Consider the following 24,785-nt stretch of genomic DNA (forward strand, 5'->3'; position numbering starts at 1 on the left):
AAAATATATAAAACAAATGAAATTTAGTTTCACAAAAAGATGTAAAAATAATAAAGAAAGGCAACATTACGTTGCCTTTCTGGAGTACATTCTTATTTATATACTACGATTGATCCAACTGATTTATCAGTAGATTGACCATTAACTCGAACTTTTAAGCCATAGTGTCCGATATTACGACCTGCATCTGGTAAGAATGCATTATTATAGTCTTTGCTATCATTAAATAAAGATACGCCTGCTTGACTTGGTGATGTCAATTTTTCACCTGTTGTATAACTAATGTTATAACCAGATGTTGAATTTAATCCAAATGCTGCATCCGCAACAGCGTAGCGTGAAATTGCTTGATCACCGTAGTTCCATAATAAATTCGTATCATCATGTGCGTCAACAACACCTAAGAAGCCATCACCTGGGTGAACACCTGTCCAGTTTTCTGTAAAGCTATCATCAACATACCATACTACTAAACCACCATCATAGCTTAATAGAGAGTTTCCGCGTCTAACATGAGCTAAACCTTCGTCAGCACCTTTATGGTTACGCCATTCTAATAAGTAGTAATGATTTGAATATTTATTACCATCGAATTTTGAGAATCCTTTTAATGTAAATGGAGATGTTGCACCTTCAGCACCATCATTCACAATTGTCGTACCATCTGCTACTACTTTAATATTATCTGCAAAGAATCCAACATTTGAAGTACCCCAGTCAGTTGCAGAACGTAAGCGAAGCTGAATTTTTTGGCCTTTATATGCTGATAAATCAAAGCTTTGTGCTTGCCATCCATTTGAATTACCAGTGAAGCCAGGCATAGAGTTTAAAATCGTCGGATAACCTTCAGAAACAACATCACTTCTAGTGTTACCGTTTCCTAATGATTTCCAAGTAGCTCCATTGTCAGTTGAAACTTGAACAAATGCGAAATCCCATTGAGCTTCCATATCGTACCAAGCGTCAAAAGTTAATGTTGCTGAAGCTTTTCCTGTTAAATCTACATTTGTTACTAAACTATTATCCATTTCATCTGCTTGTCCACCCCAGTATTCATAAGTGCCAGCAGCTGGAGTATTAACAGGTGTTACCTTTTTCGGTAAATTCACTTGAATCGCTTGGTTGTTTTGACCAAGTGGTGAATTTGCTTGATCTAATAAGAATTGAGTACCTTTTGTCGATACATCTTCCCAATTTACAACAGTTGGGTTTGTCCATTTTCCACCTAATGTTGATTGGAAATATGATTTAGCCCAAGGTGAGAAACCAGTTGGCTCTGTTCCAGGAATTTTTCCTGCCCAAGAACCTGCTGACATGATTGACCAATATTCAACTGCTTCACCAGCACCTGAGTAAATTGTATCGTACTCATCTGGTAAACCTAAATCATGACCGTATTCATGAGCAAATACACCTGTCGCTCCGTCTTCAGGCATTATTGTATAATCATAGAAACCTGGTAAACCTTCTCCACGTACATCTGTATCGTCAACATATTTAGCAGAGCGGTGTGACCAAATTGCATTGTCTCCTTGTGCTCCACCACCAGCTTCTTGTCCCATACCTGCGTGAATAATTTGAAGATGGTCAACTAAACCATCCGGCTCCCAGTAGTTTCCATCTCCATCTAAATCATGTGGATCTTCTAAATCATAATCTTGTAATGGAATTCCTGCAGCTAATGCAGCCTTATAAGTATCGACTATCAATTGTTTTGATCCGCCTGGCGCTACATTATCATGTCCAGATTTAGAATCTTGTCCGTAAAATACAGCCGTACCAGGTACCTTTAACCAACCATATGCTTGTCCGTCTACTGTATAAGTTCCACCAGATTGTTGTTCATAATATTGTTTTTGTGAAAGGAAAGTTTCTCCGTTTGGACCTTTCACACCATTTTCACCAAAAATCATATCTTCATAGTGTTGTGTAGTAAAATCTGGGTACCAGTTGTCTGTTTCTTCCTTCTTAATTTTGTTATGAGTAAGATCAGAATACTCTACCATTAATGTTAAAAGTTTACCCTTCTTTTGAACACCTGGTGAAGCTGATTCTTTAACTGGATCAGGATTTCCTTTTAAATGACCATTTTTCTTACCGTTTCCATGTAATAGGCCATTATTAAAATCTTTAAATTGACTATGTTTAGTAGCTTCTGCTTTCTTTACTTTACTAGCAAGTGGATCTTTATCTGTTACTAGATCCGCTTTACCTTTAACCTCTAAATATTTTTGTAATGCAGCTTGTTTCTGTGCTTGAGAAGCATTTCCAGAAATAACTCCACGTTTAACTAATGCAGCTAATAACCTTTCGTCATTAACTAACGATAAATCTAAAGTACTTTTTGAATGCTCAGCTAATGCACTATGTACTTTACTTAAACTTTCAGAAGATGCAGTTTGTAATGGAATTCCAGAAAATAAAGTTCCGGCAGCCATTACTGAAGCAAAACTAGATACTACAAACTTTTTCAAAATAAATCCCCCTTTAATCATTTTCAAAGCCTATTTTAATAATATTCTAAAAATTCTTTAAAAAACAGATGATTTTTTTCATCAAATTCTAACAAATTTCACAAAAAATTTACAAAATATTTACTTTTCAGTATAAAAAGCTGGCGAAACCAATCATTTTTTATAGATTGCTTTTTTTCAACTTCCGTCTATATTCTTATATTATTCTATCTATCTAGCATATTAAATTAGGTCTTTAGTATTATTAAAAATACATAAAATAAAATATTTTCAAATGTAAAATATGTAAATCTAACCAGAAAGGAAAGAAATGTCAAAAATTGAAAAGAGAAATTTATTTAACTTATTTCACAAAAAAAAGAAGATGACCTTAGCTCATCTTCCTTTACCTTCTTAATTTCCCCGCTTCTTCACTATACTCATGAAGCTTACTAGACACTTTGTTACCGATTCGATTAAAGCATATCACATATAAAGAATCGATTATATTTTGTTGTGCCATTTTAGAGGCTATACTTCCTATTCGATTATCTTGTTCCATATCAGGCGTGCAAAGCTTGATATCAGCTTCCTTAAATAACGGAGATTTGCCAAGTTTAGTAATCGCAATGATCGTTGCTCCCTTTTTCTTAGCAAAACGAGCAAGCTCTAATACATCCTTTGTTTTCCCTGAATTTGAAACGGCAACAAAAATATCGCCTTCTTCCATATGACCTACTAAAGTGATGACCATATGGAAGTCAGGAGACATTATGGCATGGTAGCCAATTTTTCCAAATTTATATGCTCCGTCCATAGCTGAAACGGCAGAACCGCCTACTCCATAAAAAATAATCTTTTTAGCTTTTACAATTTCTTCGGTTGCTTTTTCCAATTCTCTTTTATCTAAAGTTGAAACTGTAGCTTCAATAGCTGCTTTATTTACATATGTTACTTTATTAAATAAATCATACGGTGTGTCTTTCTTATCCATTACAGAAAAATCATTAATATTCATTTCAGCTACGGTCAAATCTCGAACTAATGCGATTTTAAAGGCTTTAAAACTACCGATTCCTATTGTTTTGCAAAATCTAACAACACTTGCTTCACTAGCTCCAGTATTATTCGAAATATCTTTAGTCGTTAAGTTGGGTACAATTTCAGCATGATCCATTATATATACCGCAATTTTCTTTTCGGCTTGCGTAAATCGATCCATATAATTTTCAATTTTCGATAAGATTGTTAAATGTTTCATTTACTAAACACCTTTCTGCTAAAAAACATACAAATTACTAATATTCTCTATTATGAACCAAATGTTCAGAAAATCATATTAATAACAAAATTAAAGTTGTTATTTAGTTCTTTGTACATTTAAAATTTTGTTAAATATAAAAAGTGTAGGAAACTATATTCCTACACTTTTACTTTTTTATTGTTTAACTGTAACTGTTTGTGGTGTTACTGAAACTTTAAATCCATCTTTACTAGATACATCCGCAGATATTGTATACGTTCCATCTGGTACATCTGCTTCGGGAGTCCATTTTAAGTGGATTTCATTATCATTTTGTACATCTATTGAATCAATTACCTTACCGTTTGAATCTTTAATATAAATTTTCCAATTTACATTGTTATTTGCAAACGCATTAATTCCAGCAGGTGTGCTAGCATTTACATTTTTATTTGGATACACACTGAAGTAACTAACAAGCATTCCCTCATTAATATATGAAGGATCTCCCCAAACTGTATAACTTTGGTTTAGTGCATAGTCTGCACCTAATACTACAATGCTCTTTGGCTCTTCTTTTACTAGCGTAGATGTTTCACCTTGAGCTAAAGGCTTATATTTGCCGTTATACCAAACGATTGCACCATTATAACCACTTCCAACATCATCCGCTTTAAACGAGATTTCGTATTGGCCGTCTTTAGGTGTTACTTTTATATCTGAAACAACTGGAGCAACTGAGTCAATATGCACTGGAAGTTTTACGATTTGTGGCTTCGCACCATTATAATCAAGCGTTGTTTTGATTACATAGTTATAAACGCCATCCTTTACTACTTGCCCATTTTGATCTTTTAAATCCCAACCATATCCAGTATTCAAATAGTCTCCAAAAGACATAATGTTTTTACGAAATTTCCATGGCTTACCAGTATATTCGCTAAAATCACCTAAATATTGAACTAACTTACCTTTTTGATTTTCTACGTACATTTCTGTTTTTGCTAAATTACGAAGTGCTGTAAATGATGGGTATACTTCTTTCAACGGAGTATTAGGAGACATAACAATTCGATCCATATTAAAACTTCCTGTTCTTGGATCATAACCTAATGGGAATACCCCTTCTGCCCCTATTTCATCATTCCAAAGTGTAGTATAACCTAAGAATGCATCTTTCTCATATGCTGCTGGATCAATATTTTTAGGCTCATCCCAATTACCATTAAAGCCCATATATGGCATTGTTAAAGGTACTGCCGAATCACTATTTTTCCCTGTTGGTACAAGTTTTACAAACCCTTCAACAAATTCATTTTTCTTTAATGTTCTAGGTAAGCGAATCTCTACATTTAAGTTCTTCTTTTGACCCGCTTTAATTTTTAATGTTGCACTTTCTGAACCAGTTAGTTTTTTACCGTTAACATATACAGATGCCCCTTCAATACGTTTGCTTGTTAAAGTTAAATAATCTTTTGTATCTAGTACCCCATCAGCATCTAAGTCGAACTGCTTCGTCTCAATACCATCTGTTAATAGGTCCACATCAACAGTGTACTCATATTCATCTTTCTCTTTCACTGTTTGAAGCGATTCAACGTTTAAACTAAAGATTGCTCTATCATTTTTAATTTCTTTTAATGCAACTGCTCCCGCCTGTTCAAGTGGTGTATTTTTTCTTGTAATGATTACAGGCGTTTTAATTGCATTTTGAATTTGCATTAAACCAGATCCTTGAACACGTGGTGAATATGGTACTTCATTATTCGTACGAGGATCCTGTACTAGTTTAGAAGTGTTCATTAAAGCAATTTTCGCCTTTAATGCTGTACTTTCTGAATGTTTTAACCCTTTTTCATAAAGCGATTGTAATACTAATGCTGAACCACCAGCAACATGTGGAGATGCCATTGATGTACCGCTCATTACTTCATATCCATTGTCTGGTACAGTAGAGTAAATATTACCTCCTGGTGCAGATATTTCAGGCTTAAAGTCTAAAGTATGTGGAGCCCCATAAGATGAGAAATATGACATCGTATTCTTATTTGGGTTTTCAACATATACCCCTTTAGATGGTTTCATTTTTACAACATAACCACTTTTTAACTTAGTAATTAATGCATTGCCAAGCGCTTTACTTGTTGTAGCTGCTTGCACATTAAAATAAGGGCTCCAATAAACTAATGGATAGTCAATATCATCTTCAGCAGGAACAAGAATTATTGCTTTTGCGTTCTTTTTCTTCGCTTCTGATTGAATATAATTATAAGTAGCATATCTTTCATTTGGTTTTGCTACTACAATTTTACCTGTTAAGTCAGGAAGATTTTTGAAATCAGCCGTTTTACCTTCTCCAACATATACCATTTCATATGAATCTAATGGTGATAACACTTTTGACAGGTTAAAGCTATATTGTGATTGGTCTTGGTATGGAAGCTGTATTCCATTTTCTTCTTTTAGCGTATTCATATGTATATTTGTATTTTCATATGAAGCAACAGATAACGCGAAAGGACTTACACCAGGTTCTCCTACCGTACCAATATCAGGATTTTCAGCATATGGTTTTAAAGCAGATTGCAGTAAATTATTTTGTGTACTATAAGCAGAGTTTCCACCCGCTACAACTACAAGCGTACCTTGCTCAGTTGCTTCACGGATCACTTTTTGAATCGGATCATCTACTTCACTAACAAATCCTGAATCAGTTCCTAAACTCATATTAATGACATCTGCTCCCATTGTTACCGCATGCTCAATCCCTGCAATGATGTCATCCTCATATGCTCCATTTGCTGTATCAGAGAATACTTTTTCTGCTAATAGCTGTACGCCTGGGGCAATACCTGCAACACCATCATTTGAATCATCACCATTTGCACCAACTGTACCTGCCACGTGCATACCGTGCTCATTTCCTGTACCATGTGGAATGACATCTGTATCATGATCCGCCCAGTCATACCCGGTTGGAACTTTGTCGCTATACCAAACATCTGGGGCACTCGTTTGATCCAGCTTACTTTGAATAGTTTCTTTCGTCCACTTCTCTTTTGCTTTACCTTTTTCAGTGATTGTCATATCTTTATGTGTATAATCGATTCCAGTATCGACAACAGCTACTAGCAATCCTTCACCTTGGTATCCGTAACTTTGCCAAACTTTTTGAGCTTGTACTAATTCTTTACTTGCCCCCATAGATGGTTGGAACTTTCTAGCGATATGTACATTCGTTACACCTGGTGTTGCTTGAATATCCTTTAAATTACGATATTCAGTTTCCAAACTAAATCCGTTGAAGCCTTCATAAAAACGTTGCTTTATTTTAGGAGCTGATCTTTCCTTTGAAATTTGTGATATTACTTGATCCTGCTTTTGTTTAAAACGTGTTTTCTTTGCTTGAGTACTTGTATCTGTAGTCGCTGGCTCTTCTACTTCAACAATTACACGTACTTTATCAGTTGGTTTATAAGCTTGGACATTTTTTAAATCTTTATATCCAAATGGGTCTACAGCTTCTTCCCCGACCGATTTCTTCTGCTCCTGTGCAAAAATATTTTGACCATGTTTTGCAATTTCTTCTAAACTTGGAGCTGGCACTTGATTTTCGTTTGTTCCTTCTGCAAATCCAGTTGATGTAAATAACATAGAAGCTAAAGTTGTCGTTGCAAGGACTTTGTAAGGAAAGCTTTTTCTCTTCTTCATTTCTAATCTCCTCTTTTAGTAACTTTAATGTTCTTAATCTATTAAAATAAAAATAGATTCAAACTAAACCGATCCAATAAATTGTTATTACTTATTAATAAACTTGATACTATATTAATTTTAATTACGTTCACTCTATAATCATATTGGGTTATTCTTTCAGACTTTTGGCATATTCTATTTGGAGAAAACTTAGAGAATTAAGGTAGAAAAAAAGAGGATTCTGGCATATCCAGTCGAAAAAGTTCGAAAAAAGTTTATAAACTCGGGAGAATTAAATTAATAGGTTGAGACATTTTAAGGTTTATATAAAATAAAAGAAGCATTTTCTAATTTCCAATCCAGGTCTATTATTTTTAGAAATAGGTAAATATATGGCATCAACAATAGTCTGAATAATCTATCTTTACTATTTTTATGACAAGTTTCTACTTATTTTTCACCTGAACATTTGTAATGCTGGTGAGTTACTCTAAAATGGAGCATTTTTTATTAAAATTGAAGGTAATTTACTAGAATCGAATAAAACTTGATCGTTTGGATGTCTTTATTGGTTATTCCCTTGTTTTAATTGCTATTATGTTGTTTTATTTGCGATACTTCTATTTTAATTGCGGTTTCACTTTTTTAATTGCGAATCCAAGATTTTAATTGCGATTCTCGAATTTTAATTGTTATTACTTTTTTAATTGCGTCCCGAGATTTTAATTGGGATTCAACATTGCGGTTTCACTTTTTTTAATTGCTCTCCCTCAAGATTAATAAGGTTTCTCCTCTTCATCCCCCCTTAAATAAAAATCAGAAATTTCCATACATTCTCTAAATCTTAGTTTGTTAAATTACCTTTTTTTGGATAGAATGGATTTGTAGGCTTTAGGAGTCTTGAATACATAACATTAGGAGAGTGAAAAAATGCCAATCGATGTTTATTTAAATTTTAATGGAAATACTCGTGAAGCAGTTGAATTCTATGCAACTGTATTTAACACAGAAAAACCAAAAATTATGACTTTCGGTGAAGCACCTGCAAATCCAGAATATCCACTACCTGAAGAAGCGAAAAATTTAGTTATGCATACTAGACTTAATATTAGCGGTAGCAACGTTATGTTCTCTGATACATTCCCTGGTTTCCCTTTTAACCAAGGCAATAATATTCATTTATCTTTCTTAAGTGAGGACCTAGAAGAACTTAGATCTGTCTTTAGTAAGTTAAGTGATGGCGGTAAAGTAGAAATGGAGCTACAAGAAACATTTTGGAGTAAAGCTTATGGTAGCCTAACAGATAAATTTGGCATTCATTGGATGTTTAATCACGGAACTGGTGAATTTTAATTAAGATATAAAATAAATAAAGGAAATGAACCCTATATTAAAAGGATTCATTTCCTTTTTTATTTTCATCCATCTCTATTCCACTTCGTTTTACGGGTCATCTTTCCTTTCTCCGATCAATATTTCTGTTCATTCAAAATAATTACTATATAATAAGATATATTTCTAGTTCTCTAAAAGTAGGTGAGATTTTATGCAAATACTATTAAAACGTTTATCACAAAATAGAGAAAAACTTAGCCAGCTTGAAAAACAAGTATTGGATTATATTTTACAAAATACTGATTATATTACGAAGCTTAATCTTGATGAATTATCAAAAGAACTTTATGTATCTACAGCAACAATTAGTAGAACATGCCAGCAATTAGGATTTCGTGGGTTTCAAGACTTAAAATATACTCTTTCAATGGAAACTAATAAGGTTCAAAGTCCAGTATCTTCTACCTCTTATCTCCTTAATACGCATATTGAGAGAATGAAAGAAGAAATGGAAAAAACATTGGAATATATTGATGAAGAAAAGATTAAGTTAGCTGCTAATTATTTAAAACAGAGTACACATGTTGAAATATTTGGAGTTGGTAACTCTCTTCCCGCTTGTGTCGACGCTTCTAGAAAACTCATGTTTGCAGGAAAATTATGTAACGCGCGCACTGATTGGGACGAACTACGTAGTGCTGCAAATAGTTTAACAGAAAACGATTTGGCTATACTAGTTTCATATAGTGGAGAGACTTTACATATGCTAGAATTTGCTCATATTTTAAAAAATAGGAACGTTAAAACGATTGCTATAACTGGAAACCACTCGAATCGTTTACAAAAAGAAGTGAATCTATCACTTCAAGCTTTTATTACAAACACTTACTTTGGTGAGCTTGATATGACTTCAAGGTTTCCATTAAGCATGGTACTAGATTTCATTATTATTGCTTATTTAAACGAAATGAAAATATGTTAGTTAATTAAAGGAGACAGAAGTAGTCTATTATTAGACCACTAATGGCTCTTTTTATTTATCAATTTATTTATCTACTTAAAGTAAGCAATATACAAAAAATGTACACGCTTACATAAACACCTCAAACGGTTGTTAAACGTTTTTGCCGTGAGTATTCTTAAGACATAATAAAAAACGAAGGAGCTAAAAACATGGCAAAGAAAAAGTCCGTTAAATCACAACTTTGGGAATTTTTTCAAGGGCTAGGTAAGACTTTTATGGTGCCCGTAGCTTTATTAGCTTTTATGGGTCTTATTTTAGGAATCGGAAGCTCATTTACTAGTCCAACAACAATTGAGACATTCCCATTTTTAGGAAACTCCGTACTCCAGGTTATTTTTAGCTTTATGTCCACTATTGGTGGATTTGCATTTTCATACTTACCAGTATTGTTTGCAATGGCCATTCCGTTTGGACTTGTACGATATGAAAAAGGGGTCGCTGCTTTCTCTGGATTTGTTGGTTATGTCATCATGCACTTATCGATTAATTTTTATTTAACTGAAACAGATCAGTTAGTAGCAGCAGATAAAATGCGCCAAGCTGGTCAAGGCATGGTTATGGGTATACAAACAATTGAAATGGGTGTATTAGGCGGAATCATCGCCGGAATAATTGTCTATTTATTGCACAACCGCTTTTATAATATAAAACTTCCAGATGCATTTGCATTTTTTGGTGGTGCTCGCTTTGTTCCCATCGTAACGACACTTGCATTATCAGTTGTTGGGATCATCATTCCGATGATCTGGCCAATTTTCGCAATTGCCATTACAGGAATCGGAAGTTTAATTCAAAAATCTGGCGTTTTCGGGCCATTTTTATTTGGTGCCGGTGAGCGTTTGCTATTACCATTTGGGCTTCACCATATTTTAGTTGCAATGATTCGATTCACAGAAGCTGGTGGTACTGAAGTCGTTAACGGTCAAACGGTTTCTGGAGCTCTAAATATTTTCTATGCACAATTAAAAGCCGGTGCTCCGATCAGTCCTATGGCGACAGCTTTCTTATCACAAGGGAAAATGCCAACTTTTATGTTTGGTTTACCTGCAGTAGCACTTGCGATTTATCACACTGCCCGACCAGAAAATCGGAATAAAATTAAAGGACTATTAATTTCTGGTGTTATTGCAACTTTTGTAACCGGTATCACAGAGCCAATTGAATTTTTATTCTTGTTCATTTCTCCACCTTTATATTTCATTCATGTTATTTTAACGGGACTAGGTTTTATGGTAATGGCTTTATTACATTTAACAATTGGTAACACAGACGGTGGAATATTAGACTTTATTATCTTTGGCGTTTTACAAGGAGTTAAAACAAAATGGTATCTCGTACCAGTAGTAGGAGCAATTTGGTTTGCCGTATACTATTCAGTTTTCAGATACGCAATTTTAAAATTTAATTTAAAAACTCCTGGTAGAGAAGAAGTGACTGATGAACAACAAAGTGAGGAACCATTGGTTAAAGGTACGAATGCTCAAGCTTTAAAAATTCTTACTGCCTTAGGTGGGAAAGAGAACATTCAATCACTTGATAACTGCATTACAAGATTAAGACTTGTAGTAGACAATATGAATATTATTAATGAAAAAGTTTTAAAGGATTGCGGTGCACTTGGTGTTGTGAAATTAGATGAACACAATTTACAAGTCGTTATTGGTCCACAAGTAGGAATTCTTAAATCACAAATAGAAAAATTATCATCATAAAAAAATTGGGGTTGTACGCAATGAAATACAAATTTGATCAGACAGTTGATCGAACTGGAACTTATTGTACACAGTGGGACTATATTGAAGATCGATTTGGAGTACCAGATTTACTCCCATTCTCGATTTCAGATACTGACTTTCAATGTCCTGATGAAATAATACAGACTTTACAAAAACGAATGCAGCACGGTATATTTGGCTATACGCGATGGAATCATGCTGAATTTAAAGAATCAATTATTAATTGGTATCGTAATCGATTCTCTTGTGAAATAAAAGAACATTGGATTGTTTATAGCCCTAGTGTCATTTATTCAATCTCGAAAATAATCAAATACTTAACGAATGAAGATGATCATGTCGTAATACAAACTCCAGCATATGATGCGTTCTTTAAAGTAATTCAAGATAACAATCGTTTCATTTCTGACAATCAATTAATCTACGAAAATGGTAAATATCGAATTGACTTTAATGATTTAGAACAAAAACTATCTCATGAACGTGCCAAAGTTCTTCTACTATGTAGTCCGCATAATCCTACGGGTCGTGTTTGGACAAAGCATGAATTAGAAACAATCGTAGGTTTATGTAATAAACATAATGTATTTATCATTTCTGATGAAATTCATATGGATATCGTTTATGAACCTAATGCCCATATTCCGATTATTAACACTAGCATCAATTTGAAGAATGTATGTATTTGTACTTCTGCAAGTAAAACGTTTAACACTCCTGGGCTAGGTGGATCATATATGATTTTACCTAATGAAATGATAAATAACGACTTTCTTCTATCTTTAAAAAATCGAGATGGCCTTTCATCTGCAAGCGTTTTTGGGACGTTAGCAACAATCGAAGCCTACAAAACCTGTGGGGACTGGGTTGATGAATTGGTCGAATATATTCAAGATAATTTAAAAACAGTCGAAAACTACCTTAACAAACATCTTCCAAAACTGAAATTTACCTTACCAGAATCAACATACCTAGCATGGATTGATATTTCAGAGCTATCTTTTTCTAGCGAGCAAATACAACACGCCCTTGTTCATCAAGCAAAAGTAGCTATCATGCCTGGAGAGACATATGGTGAGGTGGGAAAAGGATTTATCCGTATGAATATCGGATGTCCAAAATCCAAGATCCTTGAAGGATTAGATAGGCTAAAAAAAGCAATAGATTACTTAGAAAGTAATAAATAGTTAATTTAATAAACCTCTAAAAGGAAAAAGATCAAAATCTACTTTTAGAGGTTTATTATTTGAAGAATTAGTTAAAAATTGCTTATTCAAATTTTTGATCAAGTAGTTATTAATTATAAGCAACATATATTCTATTAAATCGTTTTTTTTAGAATATATATTAGGGAAGTGTTTGAATGACGTCCACTGAAGTTTCTAAGCCATTCTCAAACTGGCATGTCTTACTTTCTTTTGCTGTACTTGCTGGAATTAGTCAAATGCTTTGGTTAAATTTTGCACCTTTGATCTCATTTTTTAAATCACATTATGAAGTTTCAGAGTCAGATATTAATTGGTTATTGATTGTATTTCCTTTGATTTATATTTTACTTTCAATTCACTCCGGTAAAGTAATTGACCGAACCGGATATCGATTTAGTGTTTTAATAGGTGGCATTTTCATGACAGTTTTTTCTACTATTAGAATAATTGATTCAAGCTTCTCATTTTTACTAATTGGTCAAATAGGAATTGCAATCAGCCAACCTTATATTTTAAATGCAATATCAAGTTTAGTAGTTGACTGGTTTCCTAAAAATAAACAAGCTACCGCCACTGGCATTGGAACAAACGGTATGTTCATCGGTATGGCAGTAGCTTTAGCAGGGACACCGCTTCTTGTAGATTTTTTTGGATTCCAACCAACGTTAGTCATCATGGCTATTTTTACAATCCTTGCAACACTCGTCTTCTACTTCATCGGTCGCCATAATACAGATTTCAAACAAGATCCTAGTACTTGGGAGTGTCCTTGGATTCATATTTTTACCGGCATTTGCTTTACTATTGTCAGCTACAGAAGAGCTAGTTGGTGAAAAAGTATCTGGTGTAGCGACAGGACTACTTTTAATGGCAGGAAATTTAGGTGCCGTAATTGTAATCGGAGCGATGCAACTATTTAAAGGCGAACAGTCAACGTGGAATCATTCGGTTCTTTTTATGCTAATTTTAATGTTAATTGGTTTTTTCCTTATGATTTTATTTAAAGAAAGAGCTACTTTGGTGTTGGGTAACAAGAAAAATGATGACGAACAAAAGTAAAAAAAGCATTGGAAACATAAATTCCAATGCTTTTTTATTATAAAGTTATGACTTAAATTCAATTTTCTCCAAATATAAACCGCCAGGATCTGCAAGATTACTCACTTGAGCACGATCCTTTAATTCAATAATTTTCGATATATTTTCTGCTTGTAATCTACCTGCTCCAACTTCAATTAGTGTTCCTACAATTTTTCTTACCATATTGTAAAGGAAACCATTTCCACTTATTCTTATTTGAATAAATCCGTCTATCTTTTCAAAATCAATTGAGTAGATTTCTCGTACCATTGACTTCTTTTTAGATTTAGCATTTGAGAATGCTGTAAAATCATGTTCACCTAAAAAGTACTCAGCTGCCGCTTTCATTTTTTTGAGATCTAGTTTTTCTTCTACATGCATACTATATTTGCGCATAAACGGATTCGTATATTCCTCATTCCAAATTTTATATATATACGTTTTCGCACTAGTATTATATCTTGAATGGAAACGGTCAGATTCAATCGAAACTTCTTTTATACTAATATCTCTAGGTAAATAACGATTTAAATAACTTCTAATTTCTAATTCTGGTATGTTCTCTTTTATTTTAAAATTAGCAACCTGTTCAAATGCGTGTACACCTGCATCCGTTCGACTGCTACCAATAATTTCAATTTCTTTCCCTACCATTTCTGATATTACATTTTCGATTTTACCTTGAATTGTATTTTCACCATTACCAAGTCTTTGCCAGCCTTTATAACGGCCCCCATCATACTGAATGACTAATTTATAATTGTTCATCTCTTGCTCCTTTATCTAACTCTATGTATGTACTATTTTCATTTTACTTAAATATCTTAAAACTTATCTTTTATTATTCCTGCTCTTAACACTTTACCACTTTTTTATTACATATCCTATTTTTAGCCTATTAGCTCTTAATTCATAACTTTTTTCACTTTTTCACAAACTACTTTAAGACTATATAGTAGAAAAGAGACTTTTTACATTATACTAATAGTAACAATTGTGATGGGAGTTTGACATGGTACTTGATGAGTTGGCATTAAAGATCATTAATGAAGTTAGAAAGTTAATAAAAGAGGATATCATTATTATTAATACAGACGGCATCATTATAGCCAGTACAGACCCAGCACGAACTGGTACATTTCATGAAGGATCTTTAATTGCAATTAATGAGAGAAAAACGTTTACGATTACATCTGATGATGAAAATCGTTTAAATGGTGTGAAGGCTGGAATTAATCTTCCTATTTATTTTCAAAATGAAATAGTTGGAGTAATTGGAATTACAGGAAATCCAGAACAAATTTCTCCTTTTGGAGAAATGCTTCGTAGGATGACAGAATTATTAATTAGAGAAAACTATTATACAGATCAAATTGATTTGCACCAAAGAGCTTTAGAAGCATTTGTATTTGATTGGATTCAAGATATGGAGTGGGATGATTATTTTTATGAACGTTCTACTATGCTAAATATTGATTTAAACTATATTAGGCAGGTTATTATTTTTGAATGGGAAAATTCCAATATGATCCCAATCGATACAAGACAGTTAATAATTGATTTAACAAATCGAAATAAAGATGACGTATTTGTTCGTTGGGGCAATAATCGAATTGTATTTTTGATGAAAGTTGATAAGACGAATAAAGATATTCATAAACTACAAAGAATGAATGAACTTTATGAGATCATAAAAAGCCGATTAAACTCCCCCATTGCAGCAGGCGTTGGGCAACAGATCACTCCAAAACAATTACATAAATCTTATCATCAAGCGGCTCGAGCATTAAAAGTTGCATTAAAAACTAATTCAATTATTTTCGATGAAGATTTAACAATTGATTTAATTCTGCAGGAACTTTCACAAGAGATTAAGAAAACATTTATAGAACGGACAATTGCACCTATATTAAGTGAAGAGGATTTATATATTACAATTAAAGAATATTTAAATCAAAATCAATCTCTTAAAAATACCGCACAATCTTTACATATTCATATAAACACACTTCTGTATCGCCTAGGTAAAATTACTGAATTAACGAAATTGAATCCTAAGGATATCCAAGATTTAGTTAAATTGTATATCGGAACATACCTATTAGATGATTCTACAAAAAAACACCGATAAATGGTGTTTTTTCTGTATGTTCCTCTATAGTAAATTCATCTATTAACTCTTTATACTTGAATTAAGATAATGGGGGGAATTTATTTATGATTACAAATGACATTGCTCAAAGATTAATAGCAATTGTTGGAAAAGAAAATTTTGATGATTCAAAAGTGGAAAGACTCGTATATTCTTACGATGCTACACCGAATTTGCAATCTCTCCCGGATGCAGTCATTAGTCCTCGTTCTACAAAAGAAGTATCCGAAATTGTTAAAATCTGTAACGAGCATCACATTCCGATTGTACCTAGAGGCTCTGGTACGAATTTATGCGGTGGTACTTGTCCAACAGATGGCGGGATCGTTATTTTATTTAAACACTTAAACAATATTCTTGAGATAGATGAAGAAAACTTAACAATTACAGTTCAGCCTGGTGTAGTGACTCTTGATATGATTAATAAAATCGAAGAAAAAGGTTTATTTTATCCACCAGATCCCAGCTCAATGAAAATTTCTACAATAGGTGGAAATATTAATGAAAATTCAGGTGGCTTACGTGGATTAAAATATGGTGTAACTCGTGATTATGTCATTGCACTTGAAATTGTATTAGCAAACGGAGACATTATTCGAACTGGTGGAAAGCTAGCAAAAGATGTTGCAGGATATGATTTTACTCGTTTATTTGTTGGATCTGAAGGAACTTTAGGTATTATTACTGAAGCTACATTAAAGCTTATTCCAATGCCAGAAACGAAAAAAACAATGCTAGCATTATATGATAGCCTGGAAGATGCAGCCAAAACAGTTTCTAAAATTATCGCTAATAAAATTATTCCTACTTCACTTGAATTTATGGATCAACCTACTCTAGAGGTTGTTGAAAACTTTGCGCAGATTGGGCTACCAACCGATGTAAAAGCTGTTTTATTAATTGAGCAAGATGGTCCAAATGAAGTTGTAAACAGAGATATCGAATTAATAAAATTAATTTGTCAGCAAGAAAAATGTATTTCAGTTAGCGTAGCTAAGTCTGAAGAAGAAGCAGTAGCATTACGTACGGCTAGACGCTCTGCTCTTTCAGCTCTTGCACAATTAAGACCAACAACAATTTTAGAGGATGCAACTGTCCCTCGTTCTAAAATTGCTGAAATGGTCTCTGCAATTAATGTGATTGCTGAAAAACATAATGTAAAAATTTGTACATTTGGTCATGCAGGTGATGGAAATCTACACCCTACTTGTCCTACCGATGCTCGTGATCACGAAGAAATGGAACGAGTGGAAATGGCCTTTGCAGAGATATTTGAAAAAGCAATTGAACTAGGTGGTACGATTACTGGTGAACACGGTGTTGGCATCGTAAAAGCTCCTTACCTTGAATTAAAGCTTGGTAAAGAAGGCATTAACGCAATGCTTGCTGTCAAATCAGCTTTAGATCCGAATCATATTATGAACCCGGGTAAGGTCTTTGCAAAAGACAGTCGTAAAAGAATGGTGGTGTCAAAATGACAACACTTCAAGAACAACAAGCTATCGGTCAACAATTTAAAGAGCGAATGAACGAAGACGAGCTTTTAAACTGTATGCGATGCGGTTTTTGTTTACCAAGCTGTCCAACTTATATTGAATCTGGTCAAAAAGAATCACACTCACCGCGTGGGCGCATCGCTTTAATGAAAGCAGTAACGGATGGATTAATTGAACCAGATGAGGATGTGGAACGTACACTTGAGCTTTGTCTTGGTTGTCGTGCATGTGAGCCTGTTTGCCCTTCTGGCGTGAAATACGGCCATTTACTAGAAGAAGCTAGAGATATTATTGCACAACACAAAAAGCATTCACTTCCTGCACGAGCTGTTCGTAAAGTTGTTTTTAAAGAACTTTTCCCGCATCAAAAGCGTATGAGACTTGCTGTTGGTCTATTAGGCTTATATCAACGAACAGGCCTTCAAGTCGTTGCTAGAAAAGCTGGAATTATGAAGCTTATACCAAATAATTTATCTGCAATGGAAAAGGTTTTACCTAAGGTCCCGACTATGAAACAAATGAAGTCACGCCCTGACTATTTGCCACCATTAAAAGAAAAAGTTAAGAAAGTTGCATTTTTCTCTGGATGTTTAATGGATACAATGTTCCTAGAAACAAACAATGCAACGATGAAGCTTTTACAATTAGCTGGTTGTGAAATTGTCATTCCAAAAGACCAGGCGTGTTGTGGTGCATTACATGGTCATAGTGGTGAAAAATCAATTGCAAAAGATATGGCAAAGAAAAACATCGAGGCTTTTGAAAATCTTGAAGTAGATTATATTATTACAAATGCAGGTGGCTGTGGTGGTTTCCTAATTGACTATGATCACCTTCTTAAAGACGATCCAAATTGGAAAGATCGAGCTCTTTCGTTTAAAAATAGACTAAAAGATATATCTGAAATTCTCGTAGAAGTTGAATTTCATAAAAAAGTAAAATTAAGTTTACCAGAACAAATTATTACGTATCAGGATTCATGCCATTTAAGAAATGTCATGAAAACCGCTTCTGCTCCAAGAACATTATTGAAGTCAATTCAAAATGTATACTATCATGAAATGAAAGATGCAGATCGTTGCTGCGGCTCAGCTGGTATTTATAATATCGTCGAATCCGAAATGTCGATGCAAATACTAGATTACAAGATGAAGCAAGCAACAAAAACACAAGCTACTACAATTGTAACGGCTAACCCTGGATGCTTACTACAAATGAAGCTAGGTGTCGATCGAGAAAATCAATCAGAACATATGGAAGTTGTACACATCGTTGATTTACTTTTAAAAGCAGCTGAATATAAAGCAAACTAATTCTAAAAAAACACGAGGAACTTAATTTTCCTTGTGTTTTTTACTGCCATACTACGTCATGACTTTATACAATAAAAAGCCAAGGAATAAATCCTTGGCTCCTATATAAATATTAATGTTTTACAACTGTGTATGTTGTAGCAGCACTAGTATTTCCTGCTTTATCTTTTGCAGTTACAGAAATAACTGTTCCTTTTTTCTGTGCTTTAATACTAACTGAATAAACTCCGCTAGTATTAGTTGTTGCAGTTCCTAATACCGTAGTACCCTTCTTAACCGTCACAATTGAACCTTTTTCAGCTTTTCCAGTTACTTTTAAATCATTGTCGTCTACTTTATTAATTGTTGGTTTGCCTGGAGGGATTCCATCAACAACAGTTACAGTATTTGCTACACTTGTATTTCCTGCAGCATCTTTAGCAGTTACCGTTAATTTTGTACCAGCTAATTGAACGGCGATTTTCGCTGAAAACGTTCCAGTAGATGTCGCCTTTACAGTCGCTAGTGTAGTTGTACCTCTCTTAATCGCAACAGTAGAACCCGCTTCCGCTTTACCTGTTACAACTACATCGTTATTATCAACTCTGTTAACAGTTGGTTTTGCAGGCGCAATAACATCAACAACTTTTGTTGTACCAGCTACACCAGTATTACCCGCTGAATCCTTTGCATAAACACTTAACGTAACACCAGCTTTTTGAGCAGCACTAATCTTAACTGAATAAGTTCCAGTAGATGTCGCTGTGCCAGTTCCTAATACCGTACTACCGTTTTTAACTGTTACAGTAGAACTAGCTTCGGCCTTACCAGTCACAACTACATCATTATTATCAACTTTATTCACAGTCGGCTTACTTGGAGCAACATTGTCCTCAAATTCAGTTGCAATCAAATATTGGTCATCTTCTGTGTTATTATCAATGTCTTCATCTTCATCATAATCATAAACTTCTACATAATAAGTACCGGCTTTTGCCTGATATACTTGGTATTCAATCCCTTCTTCTTCCCAGTTATCTAAATATTCTAATCTATCACTCTCAACATAATCTTTTTCCCAGGCTGCAAATGATAGATCAATATTATCTGAGTTAGCAACCCCAGCTACATATAAAAGTCCATCTTTTGGTACGACTACTTTATGTAAATCATAATCATAATACTCATCAGAAGATAGTAATTGACCAAGTAACGGTTTTTCGTATGAAGTATTATCTGCATTTTCAAACTCCTCATTTGGCTCTACTTCAAATATAAAATCATCATCTGAACTTGTGGAATTTCTCATAATACCCATAGTACTCATAGTATTCATTTTATTAAAGCTTTTTACTGAAGAGGATTGCGAATATTTAATTTCTTTTTCAAGGTGGTTAATCGTATGTAAATCAAGAATGCCAGTTTGGAGAGGCTTTTTATCCTGACGTTCAATCATCTTCTTTGATAAGTTATATCCGTTTTCTTCTGCATGGACAGTTCCTAAAGTCAGTGGTGAAGCTAATAAACCTAAAGTTGCTAGAGATAAAATTCCTTTTTTCATCTTAATGTTCTTTCCCCTCTTTATTTCGTTCGTTATAGTGAACCTCTTATTAGTATCCTTTAATAATTTCTCAAGCGCAATAAAAATTTTGCCTTATACTAATAAAACTTTATGCCCTCTAAACAGTGCTTAAGTTAGTAGTATCATAACTTGTTGTGATTGTAACTAACCACTTCATTTCTGATATCACCTCCCCTAGTGAATGGATTACACCAACCACAATAGCATGTTCGTTTTTTCTTCCTTCCTGAACAGTTCCCCAATCCTCCTTTATGTTTTTGATGTTAATCATATTCTACCTACGTACCCTATCATTTTTTTGAGTACCAGACTGATTTTCAAATCAACTCTCTTAAAAATAGAATCTGTTAAACTAAAATGTTGATTTTTACCTACAAAAAAAAGACTGTTTTAACAGATATTATCCCCTTATAGTAGACACGAGAAAATACCTATCCCTTTTAATGGATAGGTATTCTACAAATAGTGATTAGAATTTGGAGTGTCTTCCATTGAACCTTGTTGAAAATGTTCATATTCCATTATTAACACCCCAGATTATTATTACGTTCTTCTGTACAGCTTAGGTAATTAGCACATTTCTCTTTGAAACAGATAGTTACTGTTCCTGGTTTAAGTTTATCTTTAAACTTCTCATAGCAGTAACATACTTCATCGTCCTGTTTAGGTGCATTCTTTCGACTAAAGACCATTGGTCCGATATCAGAAGGTTTTAAATCTTCTATTCTGTTATCTTCTTTATACTTATCTAAACACGACTTACATATACAAGATCTTCTTACCTCTTCTGATGGTATCCGATTAAATATCTCTCTTGGGAAATACTCATCATTACACCAACAAGTCTTCCCACTTGAGCACTTATTCTCATTACCACACATGGGACAGAGCTTAATTGCCATTATATCCCCTCCTCAATACTCTGGTTAACAAAAGGAATTTACCTTTAATTCTGTTCAATCATTAAATTGGTTTACTAAATTTATCCATTTAATTATATCATTCCTTATTAATCTAAGGTGCCATATAGTTGAATAAGAAATTCAACTATCTACTTTAACAGAGCTTAAAAATAAAAACACAAGGAACTTTGATTTCCTTGTGCTTTTTCTTAAATTACCTAAACCCTGTTTTTACCTAATCCCGCACTATCTTACTTTTTTAATGAAGAAATAGCCGTTCTTGTTTGATCGATATACTGAATTGTTTGATCGTACTCTTGTGTCGCGACAGCCATAAATAAAATATCGATGACATGTAGTTGAGCCATCCTTGATGACGTTGCTCCACTTCGAAATGTTGCTTCCCTATGTGGAGAATTGAATAATTTAATGTCTGCTAAGTTTGATACAGAATTGGAACCAAAACCCGTGATACTAATGGTGTTGACGCTGTTTTCCTTTGCAATTTTAAGAGCTTTTTGAACCTCTAGTGTTTCTCCAGAAAATGATATTCCTACTAGGACATCATTCTCCTCATGGTTCGCTATTTGAACAGCTAACAAATGCAAGTCAGTAAAGGCAGATGTGTATTTTTTTATACGCAAGAACTTTTGTTGTGCATCTAAGGCAACTACCATTGAGCCACCTACTCCAAAGAAATAAATATTTCTAGCTTTTGTTAAAGCTTGTACTGCTTCCTCTAAATCACTTACATTAATAATATCGCTAGTATCTTTAATCGCTTGAATATTGTTGTTCGTCATCTTTTTAATGATGGAAGCAGTTGATTCTCCTAAATTGATATCTCTTGATCCTACCTCTGTTGTCGTGATGATGTCGCCTGCGATTCTTAACTTAAGCTCTTGAAATCCTTTTAGACCTAATGAGCGACATAATCTAATAATTGCAGAATTACTTGTTTGACTCTTTTCTGCAAGTTCAAAAACTGTATATTGAATTGACTTTTCCGGATTTTCAATTATATATTTAGCCGCCCTTCTTTCAGAAGGTGGAAGTTTATATAGCATTTCCTTTAACATGATTAAACCGCCATTTAGTGCATTCATTTTATCTACTCAACTCTCTCTATATTTGTATAAAATGATGAATTATAAAAGTCTTCAACTTGCGTTTATTGCTTCTTTAGTCGTAATGATCACATGATTACAACCAAATTATAAAGTATAAATTAGAAAATCTAAATCATATTTTGATTTGAAATAGAAAAGCGACATACTAGCGTAAAAATGACTAGTTGTCGCCCTCTAATTAATTTTTAACTACCTTGCTAATAAAACCTCTAGCTTTATTCAAACTAATGATTGCTTCATCATAATTCATTCCCGTTAAAATCATGACGATTGCTACTTTCGTTTGATTATTTGCTTTCATTAGATAATTACTTGCCGTTTCATAATCACAGCCAGTAGCTTCAACAATTATTCTTTTCGCTCGATCAACTAGTTTAATATTCGTTAGTTGAAGGTCTACCATTAGATTTTTATATACTTTTCCAATTCCAATCATCGAAGCTGTCGAAATCATATTACAAATTAACTTTTGAGATGTTCCAGCTTTTAATCGGGTTGAACCTGTTAACACTTCTGGACCATTATCTACTTCAATTTTTCGAAAGGCAACCTCTCCAATTTTTGAACCTTTATTACATGCTACCGCTACAGTTTTTGCTCCAATCTCGTTCGCATACTTTAAAGCACCTAGTACGTAAGGCGTTCGACCTGATGCTGCAATACCGATCACGATATCATTTTTTGTAAGTGATATTCGTAATAGGTCCTCCTTACCTAGCTCTTCGCTATCTTCAGCACCTTCAACCGCTTTAATAAAGGCTCTCTCCCCTCCTGCAATTAATCCAACCACTTCACTAGGATTCGTTCCAAATGTAGGTGGGCATTCAACCGCATCTAGTAGACCAATTCGTCCGCTTGTACCAGCCCCTGTATAAATTAAACGTCCTCCATTTTGAAATGCTTCAACAACTAGTTGAACTACCTTTGAAATTACCGGAATTTGTTCTCTAACTGCTAGAGCTACCTTTTGGTCCTCTTCATTCATTATATTTAAAAACTCATCGACGCTTAGCTGATCTAAGTTACTCGTACGATTGTTTCTAATTTCGGTTGTTAAATTCTCTAACACAATTACACCCCAATCATAGGGCAGGATTTTTAACACATTCTCTTTTGTACTTCCTGCTCTTCTTGTTTTTACAGCACTTAATTATACATTATGTGAATTTACTTCTTTCATAGCTAATAAATATCCTCCGAAGGTCGAAGAGATTTCGTCAGTGTAAAATATTGCTGTTGGATAGTGTTCATGAATTGTTTGAATAAATGTTTTCTGAACGACCAGTATTCGACTAAGAATACTTCCTTTAATTGCAACTCGTGGCTCTTCTCGAAGATTTAACTTTTTTATGGCTTGGACTGTCGTTTTCCCAAGAAGTTGACCAGCTCTTTCTAGAACTGTTAAGGCCATTAAATCACCCATGGTGGCCATTTCAACTATAAATGGAACATGTGAAGCAATCTCAGCTTTTGTATTGTGATAAATATACTTTTTAAGATCTTCAGCTTCTTTTAACTGCAATTTTTCCAGCATTTTCAATGATAAATAACTTAACGGAATACCTTCATCAAATTCCTGTGTAATCTTCTTAAAGATTTCCATACAAATCCAATATCCGCTTCCTTCATCCCCTAAAAGATGTCCCCATCCACCTGCCGTAACAGTACGTTCTTTATGCATTCCGATACAAATTGAACCCGTACCAGCGATTGTTAATACACCACTTTGTCCATTTAGCAATGCTGCATGTGCAATTTGTGCATCGTTAACAATTTTAAAAGGGATACGAAAAGCTTCATTCAGTGCCTTTTCTAAAGGACCTAGATCTTTCACTCCACCAATCCCAGCAATTCCTAAAAATAAGAACAGGCAATTCTCTTTTGATAAAGGGCTCAAGCAATTTTTGATTGCTTCTATAATGTGATTAATTCCATCTTCTTCATTGATTAGTAAATTACTAAAACCAGAATAACCTTGACTAATAATTTCACCTTCTAAATTATAAGCAATAGCTTCTGACTTAGTTCCTCCACCATCAAGACCTATAACATATTTCACTAAAAACTGCCCCCTACATACAATCTTTCGTCTATTCTATTAATATATGAATCGATTATTTCTCGGCTAATTTTTTATGTAAACGAATGATATGCTCTATTAGCTTTTGTTCACTCATTGCAGTCATTAAATGATCCTGAGCATGAATCATTAATAAAGACTTTTCACACGGCTTACCATTTAATTCAGCTTGTATTAAAGTCGTTTGTGTTTTATGTGCGTGACCAATTTCTTTGTGAGACTCTTCAATTAAGCGATCTGCTGTTTCGAAATCATTTTTTTCTGCAGCCTCTAACGCTTCGTATGCTAGTGATCTTGCATTCCCACCGTGTGAAATAATCTCAAAAATTTCTTGTTCGTTAGTCATCATCATATTCATACTCCTTAATTTTTGTTTTTT

Annotated in this window: 20 protein-coding genes; 9 read left to right on the forward strand and 11 right to left on the reverse strand. The window is 33.9% G+C overall.

Annotated features, from left to right (window positions below):
• Positions 1 to 92: 92 nt before the first annotated feature.
• The 3 genes from B6K90_RS17590 to B6K90_RS17600 form a co-directional block, all read right to left on the reverse strand.
• Entirely contained in the window at positions 93 to 2,474 is a 2,382-nt protein-coding gene (locus B6K90_RS17590) for an immune inhibitor A domain-containing protein (protein ID WP_088014071.1), read from the reverse strand.
• Between the two features lie 385 nt (positions 2,475 to 2,859).
• Entirely contained in the window at positions 2,860 to 3,714 is an 855-nt protein-coding gene (locus B6K90_RS17595; protein WP_088014072.1) for a MurR/RpiR family transcriptional regulator, read from the reverse strand.
• Positions 3,715 to 3,891: 177 nt separating this feature from the next.
• A complete protein-coding gene (locus B6K90_RS17600; RefSeq protein ID WP_088014073.1) occupies positions 3,892 to 7,407 on the reverse strand; it encodes a S8 family serine peptidase in 3,516 nt (1,171 codons plus the stop codon).
• Between the two features lie 912 nt (positions 7,408 to 8,319).
• Here B6K90_RS17600 and B6K90_RS17605 point away from each other — a divergent pair.
• The 6 genes from B6K90_RS17605 (at position 8,320) to B6K90_RS17630 (ending at position 13,751) form a co-directional block, all read left to right on the forward strand.
• Complete coding sequence (locus B6K90_RS17605; protein ID WP_088014074.1) at positions 8,320 to 8,742, forward strand: VOC family protein; 423 nt, start codon at positions 8,320 to 8,322, stop codon at positions 8,740 to 8,742.
• 193 nt (positions 8,743 to 8,935) lie between these two features.
• A complete protein-coding gene (locus tag B6K90_RS17610) occupies positions 8,936 to 9,706 on the forward strand; it encodes a MurR/RpiR family transcriptional regulator (protein WP_088014075.1) in 771 nt (256 codons plus the stop codon).
• Positions 9,707 to 9,897: 191 nt separating this feature from the next.
• Complete coding sequence (gene malX / locus B6K90_RS17615) at positions 9,898 to 11,460, forward strand: maltose/glucose-specific PTS transporter subunit IIBC (RefSeq protein ID WP_088014076.1); 1,563 nt, start codon at positions 9,898 to 9,900, stop codon at positions 11,458 to 11,460.
• Between the two features lie 20 nt (positions 11,461 to 11,480).
• The gene (locus tag B6K90_RS17620; RefSeq protein WP_088014077.1) at positions 11,481 to 12,671 is read left to right on the forward strand and encodes a MalY/PatB family protein; all 1,191 of its coding nucleotides are present in this window, start codon (positions 11,481 to 11,483) and stop codon (positions 12,669 to 12,671) included.
• A gap of 176 nt (positions 12,672 to 12,847) precedes the next feature.
• Positions 12,848 to 13,525: an MFS transporter gene (locus B6K90_RS17625; protein WP_088014078.1), complete on the forward strand. Its 678-nt coding sequence runs from the start codon at positions 12,848 to 12,850 to the stop codon at positions 13,523 to 13,525.
• Positions 13,497 to 13,751, forward strand: coding sequence for a hypothetical protein (locus B6K90_RS17630; protein WP_088014079.1), 255 nt, complete (start codon positions 13,497 to 13,499; stop codon positions 13,749 to 13,751). The genes B6K90_RS17625 and B6K90_RS17630 overlap by 29 nt, the downstream gene beginning before the upstream one ends.
• Positions 13,752 to 13,796: 45 nt before the next feature.
• Here the strand turns inward: B6K90_RS17630 and truA are convergent, their stop codons facing one another.
• Entirely contained in the window at positions 13,797 to 14,540 is a 744-nt protein-coding gene (gene truA / locus B6K90_RS17635) for a tRNA pseudouridine(38-40) synthase TruA (RefSeq protein ID WP_088014080.1), read from the reverse strand.
• Between the two features lie 244 nt (positions 14,541 to 14,784).
• Between truA and B6K90_RS17640 the strand changes: the two genes are divergently transcribed.
• From B6K90_RS17640 to B6K90_RS17650, 3 genes are all read left to right on the forward strand, one after another.
• Positions 14,785 to 15,903, forward strand: coding sequence for a CdaR family transcriptional regulator (locus B6K90_RS17640; protein WP_088014081.1), 1,119 nt, complete (start codon positions 14,785 to 14,787; stop codon positions 15,901 to 15,903).
• A gap of 86 nt (positions 15,904 to 15,989) precedes the next feature.
• On the forward strand, positions 15,990 to 17,402 hold the full coding sequence (gene glcD, locus B6K90_RS17645) for a glycolate oxidase subunit GlcD (protein WP_088014082.1): 1,413 nt from the start codon (positions 15,990 to 15,992) through the stop codon (positions 17,400 to 17,402).
• Positions 17,399 to 18,733: a (Fe-S)-binding protein gene (locus tag B6K90_RS17650; RefSeq protein WP_088014083.1), complete on the forward strand. Its 1,335-nt coding sequence runs from the start codon at positions 17,399 to 17,401 to the stop codon at positions 18,731 to 18,733. The genes glcD and B6K90_RS17650 overlap by 4 nt, the downstream gene beginning before the upstream one ends.
• A 112-nt stretch (positions 18,734 to 18,845) precedes the next feature.
• Here the strand turns inward: B6K90_RS17650 and B6K90_RS17655 are convergent, their stop codons facing one another.
• The 7 genes from B6K90_RS17655 to B6K90_RS17680 all read right to left on the reverse strand — a co-directional run bounded on the left by B6K90_RS17655 (position 18,846) and on the right by B6K90_RS17680 (position 24,758).
• Positions 18,846 to 20,273: an Ig-like domain-containing protein gene (locus tag B6K90_RS17655; RefSeq protein ID WP_088014084.1), complete on the reverse strand. Its 1,428-nt coding sequence runs from the start codon at positions 20,271 to 20,273 to the stop codon at positions 18,846 to 18,848.
• Between the two features lie 118 nt (positions 20,274 to 20,391).
• Positions 20,392 to 20,565, reverse strand: coding sequence for a hypothetical protein (locus B6K90_RS23815; RefSeq protein WP_167555416.1), 174 nt, complete (start codon positions 20,563 to 20,565; stop codon positions 20,392 to 20,394).
• Positions 20,566 to 20,818: 253 nt separating this feature from the next.
• Complete coding sequence (locus tag B6K90_RS17660) at positions 20,819 to 21,196, reverse strand: cysteine-rich CWC family protein (RefSeq protein WP_088014085.1); 378 nt, start codon at positions 21,194 to 21,196, stop codon at positions 20,819 to 20,821.
• 251 nt (positions 21,197 to 21,447) lie between these two features.
• Positions 21,448 to 22,302 carry a MurR/RpiR family transcriptional regulator gene (locus B6K90_RS17665; RefSeq protein WP_170927400.1) on the reverse strand — a complete coding sequence of 285 codons (855 nt, stop codon included), beginning with the start codon at positions 22,300 to 22,302 and terminating at the stop codon, positions 21,448 to 21,450.
• Between the two features lie 202 nt (positions 22,303 to 22,504).
• The gene (murQ, locus tag B6K90_RS17670; RefSeq protein ID WP_088014086.1) at positions 22,505 to 23,395 is read right to left on the reverse strand and encodes an N-acetylmuramic acid 6-phosphate etherase; all 891 of its coding nucleotides are present in this window, start codon (positions 23,393 to 23,395) and stop codon (positions 22,505 to 22,507) included.
• Positions 23,396 to 23,476: 81 nt separating this feature from the next.
• Entirely contained in the window at positions 23,477 to 24,385 is a 909-nt protein-coding gene (locus B6K90_RS17675) for a BadF/BadG/BcrA/BcrD ATPase family protein (protein WP_088014087.1), read from the reverse strand.
• Between the two features lie 55 nt (positions 24,386 to 24,440).
• Positions 24,441 to 24,758, reverse strand: a complete 318-nt coding sequence (locus B6K90_RS17680) for a PTS lactose/cellobiose transporter subunit IIA (RefSeq protein WP_088014088.1) — start codon at positions 24,756 to 24,758, stop codon at positions 24,441 to 24,443.
• Positions 24,759 to 24,785: the final 27 nt, after the last annotated feature.

This window comes from Gottfriedia acidiceleris (assembly GCF_002128425.1).
GTDB classification, from domain to species: Bacteria; Bacillota; Bacilli; order Bacillales; family Bacillaceae_G; genus Gottfriedia; species Gottfriedia acidiceleris.